At 69.9% G+C, this 18,431-nt stretch carries 15 protein-coding genes; 5 read left to right on the forward strand and 10 right to left on the reverse strand.

Annotation, left to right across the window (positions count from 1 at the left end):
* Positions 1–164 precede the first annotated feature (164 nt).
* From OG568_RS16570 to OG568_RS16580, 3 genes are all read left to right on the forward strand, one after another.
* Positions 165–707: a hypothetical protein gene (locus OG568_RS16570; protein ID WP_329532143.1), complete on the forward strand. Its 543-nt coding sequence runs from the start codon at positions 165–167 to the stop codon at positions 705–707.
* Complete coding sequence (locus OG568_RS16575; RefSeq protein WP_266586307.1) at positions 704–1,186, forward strand: ferritin-like domain-containing protein; 483 nt, start codon at positions 704–706, stop codon at positions 1,184–1,186. Before OG568_RS16570 ends, OG568_RS16575 begins: the two co-directional genes overlap by 4 nt.
* Positions 1,187–1,284: 98 nt before the next feature.
* Positions 1,285–2,226 (forward strand): aminoglycoside phosphotransferase family protein, encoded by a 942-nt coding sequence (locus OG568_RS16580; protein ID WP_329536371.1) that lies wholly within the window; start codon positions 1,285–1,287, stop codon positions 2,224–2,226.
* A gap of 146 nt (positions 2,227–2,372) precedes the next feature.
* Here OG568_RS16580 and OG568_RS16585 read toward each other — a convergent pair whose 3' ends face one another.
* From OG568_RS16585 to dxr, 6 genes are all read right to left on the reverse strand, one after another.
* Positions 2,373–4,067 (reverse strand): proline--tRNA ligase, encoded by a 1,695-nt coding sequence (locus tag OG568_RS16585; protein ID WP_329532144.1) that lies wholly within the window; start codon positions 4,065–4,067, stop codon positions 2,373–2,375.
* A gap of 104 nt (positions 4,068–4,171) precedes the next feature.
* On the reverse strand, positions 4,172–4,741 hold the full coding sequence (locus tag OG568_RS16590) for a GNAT family N-acetyltransferase (protein WP_329532145.1): 570 nt from the start codon (positions 4,739–4,741) through the stop codon (positions 4,172–4,174).
* A gap of 113 nt (positions 4,742–4,854) precedes the next feature.
* Positions 4,855–5,703, reverse strand: coding sequence for a GNAT family N-acetyltransferase (locus OG568_RS16595; protein ID WP_329532146.1), 849 nt, complete (start codon positions 5,701–5,703; stop codon positions 4,855–4,857).
* Positions 5,704–6,164: 461 nt separating this feature from the next.
* A complete protein-coding gene (gene ispG, locus OG568_RS16600) occupies positions 6,165–7,322 on the reverse strand; it encodes a flavodoxin-dependent (E)-4-hydroxy-3-methylbut-2-enyl-diphosphate synthase (RefSeq protein ID WP_095852303.1) in 1,158 nt (385 codons plus the stop codon).
* Between the two features lie 174 nt (positions 7,323–7,496).
* Entirely contained in the window at positions 7,497–8,801 is a 1,305-nt protein-coding gene (locus OG568_RS16605) for a M50 family metallopeptidase (protein ID WP_329532147.1), read from the reverse strand.
* Positions 8,798–10,081, reverse strand: coding sequence for a 1-deoxy-D-xylulose-5-phosphate reductoisomerase (gene dxr / locus OG568_RS16610; protein WP_329532148.1), 1,284 nt, complete (start codon positions 10,079–10,081; stop codon positions 8,798–8,800). Before dxr ends, OG568_RS16605 begins: the two co-directional genes overlap by 4 nt.
* A 201-nt stretch (positions 10,082–10,282) precedes the next feature.
* Between dxr and OG568_RS16615 the strand changes: the two genes are divergently transcribed.
* A complete protein-coding gene (locus tag OG568_RS16615) occupies positions 10,283–10,735 on the forward strand; it encodes a lamin tail domain-containing protein (RefSeq protein WP_329532149.1) in 453 nt (150 codons plus the stop codon).
* Positions 10,736–10,743: 8 nt separating this feature from the next.
* Here the strand turns inward: OG568_RS16615 and secA are convergent, their stop codons facing one another.
* The 4 genes from secA to OG568_RS16635 all read right to left on the reverse strand — a co-directional run bounded on the left by secA (position 10,744) and on the right by OG568_RS16635 (position 17,052).
* Positions 10,744–13,509, reverse strand: a complete 2,766-nt coding sequence (secA, locus tag OG568_RS16620; RefSeq protein ID WP_329532150.1) for a preprotein translocase subunit SecA — start codon at positions 13,507–13,509, stop codon at positions 10,744–10,746.
* Between the two features lie 49 nt (positions 13,510–13,558).
* Entirely contained in the window at positions 13,559–14,044 is a 486-nt protein-coding gene (locus tag OG568_RS16625; protein ID WP_266586293.1) for a hypothetical protein, read from the reverse strand.
* 103 nt (positions 14,045–14,147) lie between these two features.
* Complete coding sequence (locus OG568_RS16630; RefSeq protein ID WP_266586291.1) at positions 14,148–16,079, reverse strand: acyl-CoA dehydrogenase family protein; 1,932 nt, start codon at positions 16,077–16,079, stop codon at positions 14,148–14,150.
* A gap of 166 nt (positions 16,080–16,245) precedes the next feature.
* Positions 16,246–17,052, reverse strand: a complete 807-nt coding sequence (locus tag OG568_RS16635; RefSeq protein ID WP_329532151.1) for a GH12 family glycosyl hydrolase domain-containing protein — start codon at positions 17,050–17,052, stop codon at positions 16,246–16,248.
* Between the two features lie 318 nt (positions 17,053–17,370).
* Between OG568_RS16635 and OG568_RS16640 the strand changes: the two genes are divergently transcribed.
* Positions 17,371–18,384: a LacI family DNA-binding transcriptional regulator gene (locus OG568_RS16640; RefSeq protein ID WP_266430732.1), complete on the forward strand. Its 1,014-nt coding sequence runs from the start codon at positions 17,371–17,373 to the stop codon at positions 18,382–18,384.
* Positions 18,385–18,431 lie beyond the last annotated feature (47 nt).

Genomic DNA, 18,431 nt, shown 5'->3' on the forward strand with positions numbered 1-18,431 from the left:
TCCCGCATCGCCCGAAGGGCTCGTCCTGAAGATGCGAGCGGGGGCGGCGGGGGCGAGGACACGGGTTGGGGAGAGCCGCTGGGGGGCTATCCAGTGGGGCACGGGTACCGTGATCACGGGCGTGCCGCCCTCCCTTTCGTACGAGCCTCCCGAGGACGTCTGCCGTGCCGTTCACCCTGCCGCCCCGCACCCCCTCGGGGCCGCGCCGAAGGAGCCTGCTCGCCTCCGCCGCGGGCACCTTCGTGCTCGTGGGCTGTTCCGCCCCCGAGCCGTCCACCGACACCACGGACAGGAGACCCTCGGCCGAGGACCGCGCACGCGCACGCGCGGCCCGCGACAGCGAGTCGCTCGCGGCACGCTACGGCGCCGTGATCACCGCCCATCCCCCGCTGGCGGCCCGGCTGAAGCCACTGCGGGCGGAGGTCGTACGGCACGCGAAGGCGTTCGGGGGCGCCGGAACCGCCGGCAGCCGCCCCTCCGCCTCCGGCTCACCGTCAGCCTCCGCCTCGGCGCACCCCAGCCCCTCCCCCGCCGTGCCCGCAGCCGAGAAGGACGCCCTCGCCGATCTCGCCTCCGCCGAGCGCACCTTGGCGGACCAGCGGACGAAGGCCCTGTTGGCGGTTCCGGGCGAGCTGGCCAGGCTGCTGGCCTCGGTGGCCGCGGCCGGAGCCGCACACGCGTTCCTGCTGACGGAAGGTGCCAAGTGAGCACACCCAAGGACACGAAGGGCGCCGAGCTCGGCGCGTTGCAGGCCGCGCTCGCCGCCGAACACGCCGTCGTCTACGGGTACGGAGTCGTCGGCGGCAGGATCGACGACAGTCGCCGGGGCGAGGCCCGGTCGGCGTACGACGCGCATCGGGCGCGGCGCGACGAGCTGGCGCGCGCCGTACGGGAGGTGGGCGGCAAGCCGGAGGTCTCGGCCGCGGCGTACGCGCTGCCGTTCGACGTACGGGACTCCGCCGCGGCCGTACGGCTCGCGGCCGACTTGGAGGAGCGCGTGGCCGGGGTGTACTCCGACCTCGTACGCGCCTCCTCGGGCGACCGGCGGCGCATGGCCGCCGAGGCCTTGCGGGAGGCGGCGGTGCGGGCGGTGCGCTGGCGCGGGGAGAGCGTAGCCTTCCCTGGTCTCGCCGAGCGGGCTGCCCCCTCGGCCACCCCGGTCGCGGCGACGCCGTCACCTTCGTGACACGCCCCTGACAGCCAGGTGGGGTCGACCTGGACGAGGTGGACGACGTGGACGACCTGAACCAGTTGGAAAGGAACACTCGCGCAATGGACTCGCGCATGGCCTTCGAACCGCCGCGGCGCCTGGTACGGGCGCTCGGCGAGACGCAGCGGAACGGGTCCAACGGCTCCGGCGGGTCCGACGGGACGGGCGAGTGGCTGGACAAGCTGCCCGCGCTGGCGCAACAGACGGTCGATCTACGCGAGTTGACCGTGGAACGGGTGCAGGCGCCCGGCGGCCGCAGCAGCCTCGTCCTGCTCGTCCGGCAGGCCGACGGGACGCCCGCCGTCCTGAAGCTGGCGCCGCCGCGGGCCCGTCCGGAGAGCGAGCGGGCCGCGCTCGCCCACTGGGACGGACGGGGCGCCGTGCAGCTCCTCAACCCCGCCGACGCGCAGGCCGACACCCACGGCGTACTGCTGTTGGAGCGCCTGCGTCCTGATCTGTCCGTGCGTTCGCTGCCGGAGGCGAAGGCTCTGCTGGAGGCGGCCGGGACGCTGCGGCGGCTGTGGGTCGAACCGCCGGCCACCCATGTCTTCGAGACCGTCGCCGAGCGGACCGGGCGGCAGGCCGAGGCAATGCGGACGGCGGCGGGCGCCGACACGGAGGTCGCGCCTCTGGTCGACGCGGCGCTCGCGGCCCGCGAGGAACTCCTGGCCGACCCGCCCGAGGAGCGGCTGCTGCACGGCACCTTCCGGCAGAGCAAGGTACTCGCCGGGGAGCGTATGCCCTGGCTGGCCGTGGGCCCGGACCCGGTGGTCGGCGAGTGCGCCTTCGATCTGGCCCGGCTGGTCCGGGACCGGGTGGAGGACCTGATCGCGTCCCCTTCGGGGTCGTCGATCACGCGGCGGCGGGTGAAGCGGCTCGCCGAGTCCCTGGAGGTGGACCAGGAGCGGCTGCGGGGCTGGACGCTGTTCCGGGCGGTCGAGTCCGGCGTACGGGCGGGGCGGGTCGGGCGTCCGCAGGACGCGGAACTGCTGCTGGAGTTCGCCGGCTGGCTCTGACTGCCCGCCAAGGCTGCTCCCCTCCGAATGACGCTCTGTCACGTCCTACGGTCGGGGAGCAGCCCGAGGGAAGCCCGTGAGGCGCTCATGCGCCCCGGAAGAAGTCCCTGAGAGACCGCTTCAATCACAGACTTCGAGTGCCTCGGTCACGCCGTCAGGCGCGCGATCGCCTCGTCGACGGTCAGTTCCTCGCGCTCGCCGGTACGGCGGTCCTTCAGCTCGAGGACACCCTCGGCCGAGCGCCGCCCGGCCACCAGGATCTGCGGTACGCCGATGAGCTCGGCGTCCGTGAACTTCACGCCCGGGGAGACCCCGGCGCGGTCGTCCACGAGGACGCGCACGCCCGCCGCGCCCAGCTTCTCCGACACGTCGAGGGCCAGCTCGGTCTGCAGGGCCTTGCCGGCGGCGACGACGTGGACGTCGGCGGGAGCGATCTCCTTGGGCCAGCACAGTCCCTGCTCGTCGGCCGACTGCTCGGCGAGCGCCGCGACCGCGCGGGAGACACCGATGCCGTACGAGCCCATGGTCACGCGGACCGGCTTGCCCTGCTGGCCGAGGACGTCGAGCTGGAAGGTGTCGGCGTACTTGCGGCCGAGCTGGAAGATGTGGCCGATCTCGATGGCGCGGTCCAGCTTGAGGCCGGTGCCGCACTTGGGGCACGGGTCGCCCGCTTCCACCACGACGACGTCCAGGTAGTCGTCGACCTCGAAGTCGCGGCCGGCGACGACGTTCTTCGCGTGCGTGTTGACCTTGTTGGCGCCGGTGATCCAGGCCGTGCCGGGGGCCACGCGCGGGTCGGCGATGTAGCGGATCTTCTCCAGGCCCTGCGGACCGACGTAGCCGCGCACGAGGTCGTCGCGGCCCTCGAAGTCCTCGGCGGTGACGAGTTCGACGACGGCGGGGGCGAGGTGCTCGCCCAGCTTGCCGAGGTCGACCTCGCGGTTGCCGGGAACGCCGACGGCGACGATCTCGCCGTCGACCTTGACGAGGAGGTTCTTGAGGGTGGCGGAGGCCGGGACGCCGAGGTGCTCGGCGAGCGTCTCGATGGTGGGGGTGTCGGGGGTGTCCAGCTCCTCGACCGGGCCGACACCGGAACCGTCCACCGGCTTCAGGGCGAAGGTGACGGCCTCCGTGTTGGCCGCGTAGTCGCAGGACGGGCAGTCCACGAAGGTGTCCTCACCGGCCGCTGCGGGCGCGAGGAACTCCTCCGACGCCGAGCCGCCCATGGCGCCCGAGACGGCCGACACGATGCGGTAGTCCAGGCCCAGGCGGGCGAAGATCTTCTGGTAGGCGGCGCGGTGCAGCGCGTACGACTCCGCGAGGCCCTCGTCCGTCGTGTCGAAGGAGTACGAGTCCTTCATCTGGAACTCGCGACCGCGCAGCACGCCGGAGCGCGGGCGGGCCTCGTCGCGGTACTTCGTCTGGATCTGGTACAGCATGACCGGCAGGTCCTTGTAGGACGCGACCTGGTCCTTCACGACGAGCGTGAAGATCTCCTCGTGGGTCGGGCCGAGGAGGTACTCGCCGCCCTTGCGGTCCTTGAGGCGGAAGAGGAGGTCGCCGTACTCCTCCCAGCGGGCGGAGGCCTCGTAGGGCTCCTTGGGCAGCAGGGCCGGCAGGAGGACCTCCTGCGCCCCGATGGCGTCCATCTCCTCGCGTACGACCCGGGAGATGTTGTCGAGGACCTTCTTGCCGAGCGGCAGCCAGGTCCAGATACCGGCGGCGTTGCGGCGCACGTAGCCGGCACGGACGAGCAGCTTGTGGCTGAGCGTCTCGGCGTCCGCCGGGTCGTCACGCAGTGTCTTGACCATCAAACGGGACATGCGCTGGACCTGGGCCATGATTCTCGACTCCTGCTGCGTAAGGGTGATGGCTAGGAGGTTAGCCGGGCGGCCCAGCCCGGTGGAAATCGGTTGTCGCCCGGCCGGAGGGCAGACCCGGGCGCTCAGCGTCTGCGCAGCGGCAGCGGAGCGCCCATGACGGCGTACGGCTTGGGTGCGCTGGGGAAGAGGACCTGCCGCGCGAGATCCTCGTAACCCAGCGAGCGGTACAGGCCGCGGGCCGGGCTGTCGGTGTCGATGGCGGAGAGGATCGAGCGGGGTTCGGTGGCGCTGTCCGTGATGCCGGTGATCAGTGACCGGCCCACGCCGTGGTTCTGGTAGTGCGGGTGGACGTGCAGCTCGGTGATCACGAAGGAGTGGTCGAGCCAGGCGTCGTGACCCTGGGCGCGCAGATACGGCTCCACGACGGTGGACCACCAGTGGGTGCGGTCGTTGGGCATGCCGTAGACGAAGCCGACGAGCCGTCCGTCGGACGTCGTGGCGCCGAGTGCGCGGGCTCCCGGGTACGTAAGGTGACGCAGCACGATCTGCCGGCGTACGGCGACCTCGTCGGCGCCGAGCCCGAAGGCGAGGGCCTGCACGGCGAGCGCCTCGTCGACGCGCGCCGCGAGATCCAGCGGGCCGACGACCACGTCGTCGGGGTTGCGGGGGCCCTGACCGGGAAAGCGCAGCATGCCGGGGAGACTACCGGGGCGCTTCGCCGGATGGCGCCGGGGACTACGGGAGGCTGGTTCCGGTGCGTCCCGGTCGGGGACGGTCGCGGAGTTCCCCGTACCCCTATCGAGCGTTAGAACAGCACGCTCATGAACGCGCCGATCTCCTGGAAGCCGACACGGTGGTACGTCGCCCGGGCCGGGGTGTTGAAGTCGTTGACGTAGAGGCTGACGAGCGGGGCGACGTCGGCGAGGGCGTAGCGCATGACGGCGGACATGCCCGGGGCCGCGAGCCCCTGGCCCCGGTACTCGGGGGCGACCCACACCCCCTGGATCTGGCAGGCCTGCGAGGTGGCGGCGCCGATCTCGGCCTTGAAGGCGACCTTGCCGTTCTGGTCGAGGCGGGCGAACGAGCGGCCGGTGCCGACGAGTTCGGCCACCCGCGCCTGGTAGAGCAGGCCGCCGTCACCGGCGAGCGGTGAGACGCCGACTTCCTCGGTGAACATCGCCACACACGCCGGCATGATCGTTTCCATCTCGTCCTTGCGGATGCGGCGGACGTACGGATCCGGGGCGATGTCGGCGGGGAGCCGGTCGGTGACCATCAGGGGCTGGTGGGCGCGGACCTCGCGGGCCGGACCCCAGCTGGGTTCGAGCAGCCGCCACAACTGGGCGGTGGCCTCGACGGGGCCGACGATCGAGGAACAGCGGCGGCCCGCCCTTCGCGCCCGGTCGGCGAAGCCGCGGACGGCGCGTGGGGTGGCGCAGATCGGGACCAGGTTGGCCCCCGCGTAGCAGAGGGAGCGCAGCATGCCGTCCTCGTACCAGCCCCACATCTCGCCGCCGAGCCGCCATGGGTCGAGGCCCGCGACCTGTACCCGGGACGCGACGAAGGCGTTGGCGACCGGGTCGCGGTCGAGGACGGCGAGCGCGGCGTCCAGGTCACTCGGTTCGAGGACCCTGGTGGTGGTCTGGGTCAACACGTGCGGGGGCCTCACCATACGGTCTGCTGATCTCCGCACTGTACCTGGCGAGGTTGTGCCTCGCCGCCCCTTGTATCGGCCGGGGCTTCGGCCGCGGGCGGGCGGGTGCGGTCCGCGCGGTTCCCCTCGCCCCTGGACCCGGGCTTCGCCCTGTGTCCCCGTCCGTCCGGGGTCATTTGTCTGCGGGCGCGTGGGGCCGATCGCGCGGTTCCCCGCGCCCCTCGGCCGGGGCTGCGCCCCGGATATCCCGGCCGCCCGCAGTGGTTCGGCTGCGGGTGCGTGGGGGCTGGGCGCGCAGTTCCCTGCGCGCCTGACGGGGCGCTGCGGGCGTCTTCAGCCTGGCCAGCGGTTGCGGACGAGGCCGTTCAGGCCGGTCGGGGGTTTGGGGGCGGAGCCCCCAAGTGAGGAGGGGACGGGTAGGGGCGGCGGGGGGCGGGACACCGTGGTTCCCGCCCCGTGGGTCAGCCCGCCACCGACACCGAAGGCTCGCCGGAGGCGATACCGTCCGCCTCCATCTGCTCGGCGAGCTTCATCGCTTCCTCGATGAGCGTCTCGACGATCTTCGACTCGGGCACGGTCTTGATGACCTCGCCCTTGACGAAGATCTGCCCCTTGCCGTTGCCGGAGGCGACGCCGAGGTCGGCCTCACGGGCCTCACCGGGCCCGTTCACGACGCAGCCCATGACGGCGACGCGGAGGGGGACCTCCATACCCGTCAGACCGGCGGTGACCTCTTCCGCCAGCTTGTACACGTCGACCTGGGCGCGCCCGCAGGACGGGCAGGAGACGATCTCGAGGCCGCGCTGCTTGAGGTTCAGCGACTCCAGGATCTGAAGGCCGACCTTGACCTCCTCGGCGGGCGGGGCCGACAGGGAGACACGGATCGTGTCGCCGATGCCCTCGGAGAGCAGCGCTCCGAACGCCACCGCCGACTTGATCGTGCCCTGGAAGGCGGGGCCCGCCTCCGTCACACCGAGGTGCAGGGGGTAGTCGCAGGCCGCGGCCAGCTGCCGGTAGGCGTTGACCATGACGACCGGGTCGTTGTGCTTGACCGAGATCTTGATGTCCCGGAAGTCGTGCTCCTCGAAGAGGGACGCCTCCCAGAGGGCGGACTCGACGAGCGCCTCGGGGGTCGCCTTGCCGTACTTCTGGAGCAGCCGCTTGTCGAGCGAGCCCGCGTTGACGCCGATCCGGATCGGGGTGCCGGTGTCCTTCGCGGCCCGCGCGATCTCCTTGACCTGGTCGTCGAACTGCTTGATGTTGCCGGGGTTCACCCGGACGGCCGCGCAGCCGGCGTTGATCGCCGCGAAGACGTACTTCGGCTGGAAGTGGATGTCCGCGATGACCGGGATCTGCGACTTGCGGGCGATCGTGGCGAGCGCGTCGGCGTCGTCCTGGGTGGGGCAGGCCACTCGTACGATCTGGCAGCCGGAGGCCGTCAGCTCGGCGATCTGCTGCAGCGTGGCGCCGATGTCCGACGTACGCGTCGTCGTCATCGACTGCACCGAGACGGGTGCGTCTCCACCCACGGCCACGGTTCCGACCTGGATCTGCCGGCTCTTCCGACGCTCTGCGAGCTTGGTCGGAACGGACGGCATGCCGAGAGAAATCGCAGTCATCTGCTGTGCAACCCCAAGTTGTGGATCAAGGTCCCGGAATCGTGGGCTCCAGGCTCCGAGATTACGGCACCGGCGCACGCCCGAGCACATCACGCCCCTAAACCCACCCAACGGATGGCGGCCGGGCACCCAGGGTGCCCGGCCGCCACGAACGGTGTCCTGCCCAGAGACCGACTAGGAGATTTTCACCGGGTTAACAACGTCCGCGATCAGTACGAGGATCGTGAAGCAGACGAAGATCCCGGCCACCACATAGGCCACCGGCATCAGCTTCGCCACGTCGAACGGGCCCGGGTCGGGCCGCTTCAGCACCTTCGCCGCGTTGCGCCGCAGCGACTCCCACAGCGCGCCCGCGATGTGCCCGCCGTCGAGCGGGAGCAGCGGGAGCATGTTGAACAGGAAGAGGGAGAGGTTGAAGCCGGCGACCAGCAGCAGCATCATCGCGACCTGCTGCGATGCCGGGATGTCGAGCGTGAAGACATCGCCGCCGATACGGGCCGCGCCGACCACGCCCATCGGGGAGTCCGCCTTGCGCGGGCCGTCGCCGAAGGCCGCGTCCCACAGGTCGGGGATCTTGCCGGGCAGCGAGACCAGCGACTCGACGCCGTTCTGCATCATGTCGCCCATGCGGTTCACGGACTGGCCGAACGACTGCTGGACGATGCCGGACGCGGGCGTGAAGCCGAGGAAGCCGGCGTACACGTACTTGCCCTCGACATAGCCGCCGTCGCCGTCGGTCTTGCTGACCTGGTTCTTGATCAGGTGGGCGGTCAGGTCGACCTTCTGGCCCCCCCGCTCAACGGTGATCGTGACGTCCTTGCCGGGGTTGGCGCGGATGTCGGACTGCAGCACCGCCCAGTCGTCGATCGCCTTGCCGTTGAACGCGACGATCTTGTCGCCGCCCTTGAGCCCGGCGGCCTTGGCGGGCGCGGCCACGTCGCTCGACGCGCACTTGGAGCGGTTCTCGCTCTGCTGGATGACACAGTCCGAGACCTTGCCGACCGTGGTGGTCTGGGTCTGCACACCGAACGTCATCATCACGCCGAGGAAGATCGCGACGGCCAGAATGAGGTTCATGAACGGGCCCGCGAACATCACGATCACGCGCTTCCACGGCTTGCGCGTGTAGAAGAGGCGGGTCTCGTCGCCGGGCTGGAGCTCCTCGAAGGCGGCCGACCTGGCGTCCTCGATCATGCCCCGGAAGGGGGAGGTCGAGCGTGCCTCGATACGGCCGTCGGGGCCGGGCGGGAACATCCCGATCATGCGGATGTAGCCGCCGAGCGGGACCGCCTTCACCCCGTACTCGGTGTCGCCCTTCTTCCGCGACCAGATGGTCGGCCCGAAGCCGACCATGTACTGCGGCACGCGGATGCCGAAGAGCTTGGCCGTCGACAGATGTCCCAGCTCGTGCCAGGCGATCGAGATGAGCAGGCCGACCACGAAGACGACTATGCCGAGGATCATCATCAGGGTCGTCATGCACGAGCCTCCGCGGTTGTCATCTGTGTCATTGGTGCTGTCCGTGCCGTCTGTGCGGTCAGTTCACGGGCCCGGGCGCGTGCCCAGGTCTCCGCTTCGAGGACGTCCGCCACGGTCAGGGAAGTTCCCGTTCCGGGTGTGCCGTGTTCCTCGACCACCCGGGTGACGGTCTCCATGATCCCGTTGAACGGCAGGGCGCCGTTCAGGAACGCGTCCACGCACTCCTCGTTGGCGGCATTGAACACCGCCGGGGCCGTGCCCGCGAGCTGCCCCACATGCCGGGCGAGCCCGACGGAGGGGAACGCCTCGTTGTCGAGCGGGAAGAACTCCCAGCTCGACGCCTTGGTCCAGTCGAAGGCGGGCGCCGCGTCCGGGACGCGCCCGGGCCAGCCGAGACCGATGGCGATCGGCCCCCGCATGTCGGGGGGCGTCGCCTGGGCCAGTGTCGATCCGTCCGTGTACTCAACCATCGAGTGGACATACGACTGCGGGTGCACCACCACCTCAATGCGATCGAAGGGAATGTCGTAGAGGAGGTGCGCCTCGATGACTTCCAGCCCCTTGTTGACCAAGGTCGCGGAGTTGATGGTGATCACCGGACCCATGGCCCAGGTGGGGTGCGCGAGGGCCTCGGCGGGAGTGACGTTCGCCAGCTCCGCCTTCGTACGGCCCCGGAAGGGTCCGCCGGAGGCGGTGACGACCAGCTTGCGCACATCGGCGCGCGTCCCGGCCGCCAGGGCCTGGAAGAGCGCCGCGTGCTCGGAGTCGACGGGGATGATCTGACCGGGCTCGGCCAGCGCCTTCACCAGCGGGCCGCCGACGATGAGCGATTCCTTGTTGGCGAGCGCGAGGGTGCGGCCCGCTTCCAGGGCGGCGAGGGTGGGCGCGAGGCCGATGGAGCCGGTGATGCCGTTGAGGACGGTGTGGCAGTCGGAGGCGGCGAGCTGGGTGGCGGCGTCCGCGCCGGCCAGGATCTCGGGAAGGGCCTCACCGGGTGCGTACTCGGCCGCGAGCGCCTCCCGCAGCGCCGGTACGACGTCCTCGCGCGCGACCGCGACCGTGCGCACGTGCAGTCGGTGGGCCTGCTCCGCGAGCAGTCCGACCCTGCCGCCGGCGGCGGAGAGCCCGGTGACCCGGAACCGGTCGGGGTTGCGCAGCACGAGGTCGATGGCCTGGGTGCCGATCGAGCCGGTGGAGCCGAGGATCACGACATCCCGGACTCCGTCCACGGGGTCGAAGACGAGATGCGGATCAGCGAGGGGGGCTGGACTGTCGCTCATCCCCCCATTGTGGCCGCATCGCGACCCGCGCAGGACAGGGCTCCCCTCTTCTCCTCTCTTCTGACCCCATTAGCACCCCGACGTACCGGAGGAAGCGAAATCACCCCTTGTGAATCCCGCGTGAAGATCATGTGATAGCACTTCATCATTCTCACTGGCCGGTGGACGACCGGCCGGGGGGCGAAACCCTGGGGGGTTCTCATGCGGATACGCGCTGCCCTGCCCGCGCTCGCGAGCGTCGTGGCACTGACGGGCACGTTCCTTCTCGGCACTCCGGCGCAGGCGGCCGGCGGTGTGACCATCCACCACGTCTGGTTCGACAGCCCCGGTTCGGACAACCGCTCCAACGCGAGCCTCAACGCCGAGTGGGTGCAGATCAAGAACACCGGTTCCGGGGCGATCTCGCTCAAGGGCTGGATCCTGAAGGACGTCTCGAACCACCGGTACACCTTCCCCGACGTGAAGATCGGGGCGGGCAAGACCATGAAGGTGCACACGGGCAGCGGTAGGGACACCGCGGCGGACAAGTACCAGAACCGCCGCGCGTACGTCTGGAACAACACCAGCGACACCGCCACGCTCACCAAGGCGAACGGCAGCAAGGTCGACGCGTGCTCGTGGACGACGCGGGACCCCAGCGACAAGTACTGCTGACGCTCTCCTCACCGCTTGCGGCGGCGCCGCGCCCTGGACCTGCCGGGGCGCGCGCCGCCGCCCGACGGCTCCGCGGCCGATGCGGGGGCGGGCGTGGCGGCGTCGGCCGGGGCGAAGTCGCCCTCGACCACACCCTCCGCCGTGTCCATGGTGGGGGCCGTGAAGTGCAGGTCCTCGACGCGGTCGCGGCGTTCGAGGGTCCCGGACGCACCGCTGGAGGCGTCCAGGTTGAAGACGTAGCCGACGGACTCCTCCTTGATGGCGTCGGTCATCGCGCCGTACATGTCGAAGCCCTCGCGCTCGTACTCGACGATGGGTTCCCGGCCGAGCGTCCAGCGCAGGCCGATGCCGTCGCGGAGGTAGTCCATCTCGTAGAGGTGCTCGCGCCATTTGCGGTCGAGGACGTTGAGCACGACCAGGCGTTCGAGGTCGCGCAGGGCCTCGGCGCCGAGTTCGGTCTCGCGTTCCTCGTAGCGGTCGTGGATGTCCTCGGTGACGGCCTCGGTCAGGTCGTCGGCGGTGAGGTCCGCGCGGTCGCCGGCCGCCTCCTCCAGGTCCTCGATCGTGACCCGTACCGGATAGAGCTGCCTGAAGGCGCCCCAGAGCCGCTCCAGGTCCCATTCCTCGGGGAAGCCCTCGCTCGTCTCCTGTTCGATGTACGCCCGCACCGTGTCGTCCATGAAGTGCAGGAGCTGTTCGCGCAGGTCCTCCCCCGCCAGGACGCGGCGGCGCTCGGCGTAGATGAGGGTGCGCTGCCGGTTGAGCACCTCGTCGAACTTCAGGACGTCCTTGCGGGACTCGAAGTGCTGCTGCTCGACCTGGGCCTGGGCGGAGGCGATGGCGCGGGTGACCATCTTGTTCTCGATGGGGATGTCGTCGGGGACGTTCGCCATGGACATCACGCGGTCCACGACCTGGGCGCGGAACAGGCGCATCAGGTCGTCCTCCAGGGAGAGGTAGAAGCGGGAGGCGCCGTTGTCGCCCTGGCGTCCCGAGCGGCCGCGCAGCTGGTTGTCGATACGGCGGGACTCGTGGCGCTCGGTGCCCAGCACATAGAGCCCGCCGAGCTCCTTGACCTCCTCGTACGCCGCCCCGACCGCGGCGGTGACGCGCTCGCGCACCTCGCGGCAGGCCTCGGGGTGCTCCTCCTCGGTGAGTGCGCGCTGCTCCAGCTCGGCGGCTATGGCGGACTCGGGATTGCCGCCGAGCATGATGTCGGTACCGCGGCCCGCCATGTTGGTGGCGACGGTGACGGCGCCCTTGCGGCCCGCCTGGGCCACGATCTGGGCCTCGCGCTGGTGGTTCTTGGCGTTGAGCACCTCGTGCCGGACACCGCGTTTCCTGAGCAGCGCGGAGAGCAGCTCGGACTTCTCGACCGAGGTGGTGCCGACGAGGACCGGCTGCCCCTGGGCGTGCCGCTCGGCGATGTCCTCCACGATCGCCGCGTACTTGGCGTCCACGGTGCGGTAGATCTGGTCGGGGTCGTCGACGCGCTTGGGAGGCCGGTTGGTCGGGATCGGCACGACCTGGAGCTGGTAGATCTGGTGGAACTCGGCCGCCTCCGTCATCGCCGTACCGGTCATGCCGGCGAGCTTCTCGTAGAGGCGGAAGAAGTTCTGCAGGGTGATCGTGGCAAGGGTCTGGTTCTCGTCCTTGATCGTCACGCCCTCCTTCGCCTCGATCGCCTGGTGCAGCCCCTCGTTGTAGCGGCGGCCCGCGAGGATGCGGCCGGTGTGCTCGTCGACGATCAGCACCTCGCCGTCCACGACCACGTAGTCCTTGTCCCTCTTGAAGTGCTCCTTGGCCTTCAGGGCGTTGTTGAGGTGCCCGATGAGGGAGGTGTGGTCGGACTCGTACAGGCTCTCGATGCCGAGCTGGTCCTGGAGGTACTCGACGCCCCGGTCCAGGATCGCGACGGTGCGCTTCTTGGGGTCGTACTCGTAGTCGTACGTGGTCCGCAGCGTCGCCAGCTCCTCCTTCTCGGCCGGCCGGGTGAAGAGCTCCTCCTGGACGCGGACGCCCTTCATCCGTCGTACGAGCCCCGCGAACGCCTCGTACCACTGGGTGGGCTGGTCGGCGGGCCCGGAGATGATCAGCGGGGTGCGGGCCTCGTCGATGAGGATGGAGTCGGCCTCGTCGACGATCGCGAAGTGGTGGCCGCGCTGTACTAGTTCGTCCCTCGACCAGGCCATGTTGTCGCGCAGGTAGTCGAAGCCGAACTCGGTGTTGGTGCCGTAGGTGATGTCGCAGGCGTACTGGGCGCGGCGTACGGCGGGTGTCGACTCGGACTTGATGACACCGACGGTCAGGCCCAGGAAGCGGTAGGCGCGGCCCATCCACTCGGCGTCGCGCTCGGCGAGGTAGTCGTTGACCGTGACGAGGTGCACTCCCTTGCCGGACAGGGCGTTCAGATACACGGGGAGGGTGGCGACGAGGGTCTTGCCCTCCCCCGTCTGCATCTCGGCGATGTTGCCGAGGTGGAGCGCCGCGCCGCCCATCACCTGGACGTCGAAGTGACGCATGCCCAGGGTCCGCCAGGCCGCCTCGCGCATCGCGGCGAAGGCCTCCGGCAGCAGGTCGTCCAGGCTCTCGCCGTCGGTGTGGCGCTGTTTGAACTCCGGGGTGAGGGACTGGAGTTCCTCGTCGGAGAGGGCTTTGAACTCGTCCTGCAGGGAGTTGACCTGATCGACGACACGCTGCAGCCGGCGCAGCACACGGCCCTCGCCCGCCCGCATGATCCTGCCGGTGATGGCGTCCAGACCTTTACCTGGCATGGGATTCCCCCCGCAACTGAGCACAGCAGCCGAGCGCGACTGGCCATTTCTAAACGGCGTCCACGAGCATCCGTATCCAGTGGTTGGCCCGCTGGAGAATATGGACGCCTTGCTGATTCGCCTTGATCACCTCGCGCAGGACGGGATCGTCGACCACGTCGAGCGCGCCGCGGAAGAGTTGCTGGATGACGGGCCGCTCCCCCGGCCGGCCGGCGTCCAGCAGACCGTCGACGTCACGGAGGTCGATGCGCCGGATCCGTACGGCGTCGAAGGAAGGAACCGCCGGGCGCGGTTCCGTGTCGACCAGGGCCAGCGCGCAGTCGTTGAGGAGAACCGCGAGGCCGTCACGGTGCGCCTCGAAGGTCTCGGGCGCGGCTTCGCGCAGCTTCTGCCCGAGCGGCCGCACTTCCTTGCGGACGGTCCGCAGGGCCCCTGCGGGATCCGGTTCGTCCAGCTGCCGCCGGGCCTCGGCGCGGGCGCGCGTCAGCTGCGCGGAAAGGCCGTGAGCGTGTTCTTCCCCGATTCCTTGGCGCATCTGCCGTCCCCGTTCGCCATTCTCCTCATTGTCGACGCACATATTCGGTGCGGCAAGCGTGGAAATGGCGAACCGGGACGGCAGTGAATTCCTGGGGAAAGGGTCAGCGAATGGGGCGGTGGACGTTTTCCTTCCGGCTCGGGCCGGGCGTCGCGTCGGCGATCCAGGGGCCTTCCCCGGACGGATCGATCACGCCCTGCTCCAGCCATTCGTACGTGCCCGCGAGCACGCCCTTGACGACCTTGCGGTCGAGGTCGTCGGTGTTGCTCCACAGCCGGCCGAAGAGTTCGTCGACGCGGATGCGGGACTGGCGGCAGAAGGCGTCGGCGAGCTGGTAGGCCTCGCGGCCGTGCTGTCCGGTGAGGCGCAGGTGTTCGGCGCGGACGCAGGCCGCGCTCATCGCGAAGAGCTCGGCGCCGATGTCGACGATCCGGCCCAGGAAGCCCTGCTTGGTCTCCATCCGGCCCTGCCAGCGGGACATGGCGTAGAAGGTGGAGCGGGCGAGCTTACGGGCGTTGCGCTCGACGTAGCGCAGATGCGGGGAGAGATCCACGTGCCGGTTGAAATCACCGTACGAGCGTGGGAGTTGCCCCGGTCCGGCGACCAGTTTCGGCAGCCACTTGGCGTAGAAGACACCGGCGTTCGCGCCTGCCTTCGCCTTGTCCGAGAAGGACTTGTCGGGGTCGATGAGGTCACCGGCGACCGACAGGTGCGCGTCCACGGCCTCGCGGGCGATCAGCAGGTGCATGATCTCCGTGGAGCCCTCGAAGATGCGGTTGATGCGCAGGTCGCGCAGGATCTGCTCGGCGGGCACCGCCCGCTCGCCGCGCGCCGCCAGCGACTCGGCGGTCTCGAAGCCGCGGCCGCCGCGGATCTGGACCAGTTCGTCGGCCATCAGACAGCCCATCTCGGAGCCGTACAGCTTGGCGAGGGCGGCCTCGATACGGATGTCGTTGCGGTCCTCGTCGGCCATCTGGGAGGACAGGTCGACGACGGCTTCGAGGGCGAAGGTGGTGGCCGCGATGAAGGAGATCTTGGAGCCGACGGCCTCGTGGAAGGCGACCGGCTTGCCCCACTGCTCGCGCGCCGCCGACCACTCGCGGGCGATCTTCAGACACCACTTGCCCGCGCCCACGCACATGGCGGGCAGGGACAGGCGTCCGGTGTTGAGCGTGGTGAGGGCGATCTTCAGGCCCGCGCCCTCCGGGCCGATCCGGTTCGCGGCCGGGACGCGGACCTGGTGGAAGCGGGTGACGCCGTTCTCCAGACCGCGCAGGCCCATGAAGGCGTTGCGGTGCTCGACGGTGACGCCCTCGGAGCCGGCCTCCACCACGAACGCCGTGATGCCGCCCTTGTGGCCCTCGGACTTCGGGACGCGCGCCATGACGACCAGCAGATCGGCGACGACGCCGTTGGTCGTCCAGAGCTTCACCCCGTCGAGGACGTACTCGTCGCCGTCCGGGACGGCGCTCGTGGCCAGCCGCGCCGGGTCGGAGCCGACGTCCGGCTCGGTGAGGAGGAAGGCCGAGATGTCGGTGCGGGCGCAGCGCGGCAGGAAGACGTCCTTCTGCTCCTGCGTGCCGAAGAGCTTCAGCGGCTGCGGTACGCCGATCGACTGGTGCGCGGACAGCAGCGCGCCGATCGCCGGGTTCGCGGAGCCGACGAGGGCGAGCGCCTTGTTGTAGTACACCTGGGTGAGACCGAGGCCCCCGTACTTGGTGTCGATCTTCATGCCGAGGGCGCCGAGGTCCTTGAGGCCGTCGATGACCTCGTCGGGGATCTGTGCCTCGCGCTCGATACGGGCCGCGTCGATCTTCGTCTCGCAGAAGTCGCGCAGCTTGGCGAGGAACTCCTCGCCGCGCTGTACGTCGTCCTCGGGGGGCATGGGGTGCGGGTGGATCAGGTCGAGGCGGAAGCGGCCGAGGAACAGTTCCTTGGCGAAGCTGGGCTTGCGCCAGTCCTGTTCGCGGGCCGCCTCCGCGACCTGACGTGCCTCACGTTCAGTGACGGTGGGCTGGTGGGGTGTTGCGGACATGAGGCTCACCTCGCCGCGCATAGGGATCTTGGGGACCATCGTTACCGATCGGTTCTACTCGATCGTATTTACCCGAATACGGGTGACCCCACCAGTCCTCGCGCGCGTTCGCGTGAACGTCCGCGCGCGTTCGCGTGAACGTGTACCCCAAGGGTTTGGTCCGATGTCAGCCGATGTCGACCGAATACGCCTTGGTGTCCAGCCGTCCCGAACCGCGGAAGACCTCGCTGCCCGACTCGATGCCGGAGAGGTACTTGTCGTTGCCGAGCAGCTTGCGGCGGACCAGGGCCTGGGTGAAGTCGTCGAGGTCGAGGGAGGCCTTGGTGGTGTTGGTGCGGCGGACGAAGGAGTACACCTTCCAGCCGATGTCGCCCTGGTAGATGTCCCACATGGCGCCGTCCAGGCTGACGCTGCCGTACTTGGTGCCGAGGGGGCCCGCACCGCCCTGGCGGTTGAGCCAGACCATGACTTCGTCGGTGGGCTGGTCCTGCCAGTCCGCGTCGTTCTTGGCGTGCAGCCACAGGTCGTACGCGACGTTCATGGTGCCGGGGCTGGAACTGACCGAGAACTCCCAGCTGGTCTTGACCGGCTTGCGGTCGCCGACCCGGACGGGCAGCTCGGTGGCCGCCTTGTCGGCCTTCCAGCCCCAGTGCCAGCCGAGCACGGTACTGGCGTACGACTTGACGTTGTTCTCCTTGCCGGCCTTGCTGGTCCAGGTGTAGTTCGTGCCCCAGCCGATGGTGTCGCCGGAGCGCGAGGTGTCCCAGACGCACTGGGTACCCGTGCCGTCGTCCTGCCCCCAGAGGTTGTTGTTGACGTAGTACTTGCCCATCGTGACGGTGTCGAAGGCGCCGCACTTCTTGCCGGCCTCACCCGCCTGGGCGACGGTGACACCCGCGGCGGCCGCGAGCGCCACCGTTCCCGCGAGCATCGTCTTCGCCTTCTTGGACAGGCGCGGTCGGCGGTGTTGCATCGGGGGTCCTTCCGGAAAACGGTCTGCGTACGCCTTCTCAGTGACCACCGACCCTCAGAAGGTTGCCGCCGCATGGCGAAGTCCGGCGCGGGAAACGTACCGGCGCACGACACTGGAAGCACGCCCAGGCGCGACGCGGAGAACGCGCCGTCGCACGGCACGACCACGGCTCCCGATCCCCACCGCAAGAATCCTGTCGAAGCGCTTCGACAACCTATGGACACCCACCACCCGTCGAGCTACTGTCGAGCCACCCTCACACGCCCTTATCCGCAATGCGCACTGTCGAAGCGCTTCACACAATGCTTGGAGAGCTGGATGGTCACCCTCGCCGAGGTCGCCCAGCACGCCGGAGTCTCGGCGAGCACGGTGAGCTATGTCCTCAGCGGCAAGCGGTCCATCTCCGCGGGCACCCGGCAGCGGGTCGAGCGGAGCATCCAGGAGCTCGGCTACCACCCGAACGCGGGGGCCCGGGCCCTGGCGAGCAGCCGGTCCAACATCATCGCGCTGATGATCCCGCTCCGTACCGACATGTACGTACCCGTGATGATGGAGATCGCCATCGCGGTGGCGACCCACGCCCGCACGCACGGCTACGACGTGCTCCTGCTCACCGGCGAGGAGGGTCCCGACGCCGTGCGCCGCGTCACCGGCAGCGGGCTCGCCGACGCGATGATCCTGATGGACGTGGAGCTCGACGACGAACGGCTCCCCCTGCTGCGCCAGACGGACCAGCCCTCCGTACTGATCGGCCTGCCCGCCGACACCTCGGGCCTGACCTGCGTCGATCTCGACTTCGGCGCGACGGGCGCGCTGTGCGCCGAGCATCTCGCGCTGCTGGGGCACCGTGACATCGCTGTCATCGGCGAGGCCCCCGCGGTCTACGAGCGGCACACCGGCTTCGCCGAGCGCACCCTCGACGGACTCCGGTCCCGTTCGCGGGAGTTGGGCCTGCGTGTACTGCACCGTCCCTGCGAGGGCGGGTACGACGCGATGGCCCTGACCCTCGCCCGCATCCTCGACGAGCGCCCCGGCACCACGGGCTTCGTCGTGCAGAACGAGTCCGCGGTCGAGCCGCTGCTCGCACTGTTGCGCCAGCAGGGCCGGGCCGTCCCCGAGGACGTGTCGGTGATCGCGATCTGCCCGGACCAGGTCGCGACACAGGCCTCGGTGCGGCTGACCTCGGTCGCCATCCCGGCGCAGGAGATGGGCCGGCTCGCCGTGGAGCATCTGATCGCCAAGTTGGAAGGGCACGGCAAGGACGAAGTCGTGCTCATCGCACCCGAGTTGACGGTACGGGCGAGCACGGGCCCGGCGCCGACCGCCGCCTGACCAAGAGCCCGGCCACTCCCTGCCCCACCCCGCACCGCATCACTCCG

This window comes from Streptomyces sp. NBC_01450, assembly GCF_036227505.1.
Lineage (GTDB): Bacteria > Actinomycetota > Actinomycetes > Streptomycetales > Streptomycetaceae > Streptomyces.

What these genes read in the sequence shown, in the direction of transcription:
- OG568_RS16580 (WP_329536371.1), top strand. Translation starts at nt 1,285, where the DNA reads ATGGCCTTCGAACCGCCGCGGCGCCTGGTACGGGCGCTCGGCGAGACG.
- OG568_RS16585 (WP_329532144.1), bottom strand. Translation starts at nt 4,067, where the DNA reads ATGGCCCAGGTCCAGCGCATGTCCCGTTTGATGGTCAAGACACTGCGT.
- OG568_RS16590 (WP_329532145.1), bottom strand. Translation starts at nt 4,741, where the DNA reads ATGCTGCGCTTTCCCGGTCAGGGCCCCCGCAACCCCGACGACGTGGTC.
- ispG (WP_095852303.1), bottom strand. Translation starts at nt 7,322, where the DNA reads ATGACTGCGATTTCTCTCGGCATGCCGTCCGTTCCGACCAAGCTCGCA.
- OG568_RS16605 (WP_329532147.1), bottom strand. Translation starts at nt 8,801, where the DNA reads ATGACGACCCTGATGATGATCCTCGGCATAGTCGTCTTCGTGGTCGGC.
- dxr (WP_329532148.1), bottom strand. Translation starts at nt 10,081, where the DNA reads ATGAGCGACAGTCCAGCCCCCCTCGCTGATCCGCATCTCGTCTTCGAC.
- OG568_RS16615 (WP_329532149.1), top strand. Translation starts at nt 10,283, where the DNA reads ATGCGGATACGCGCTGCCCTGCCCGCGCTCGCGAGCGTCGTGGCACTG.
- secA (WP_329532150.1), bottom strand. Translation starts at nt 13,509, where the DNA reads ATGCCAGGTAAAGGTCTGGACGCCATCACCGGCAGGATCATGCGGGCG.
- OG568_RS16625 (WP_266586293.1), bottom strand. Translation starts at nt 14,044, where the DNA reads ATGCGCCAAGGAATCGGGGAAGAACACGCTCACGGCCTTTCCGCGCAG.
- OG568_RS16630 (WP_266586291.1), bottom strand. Translation starts at nt 16,079, where the DNA reads ATGTCCGCAACACCCCACCAGCCCACCGTCACTGAACGTGAGGCACGT.
- OG568_RS16635 (WP_329532151.1), bottom strand. Translation starts at nt 17,052, where the DNA reads ATGCAACACCGCCGACCGCGCCTGTCCAAGAAGGCGAAGACGATGCTC.
- OG568_RS16640 (WP_266430732.1), top strand. Translation starts at nt 17,371, where the DNA reads ATGGTCACCCTCGCCGAGGTCGCCCAGCACGCCGGAGTCTCGGCGAGC.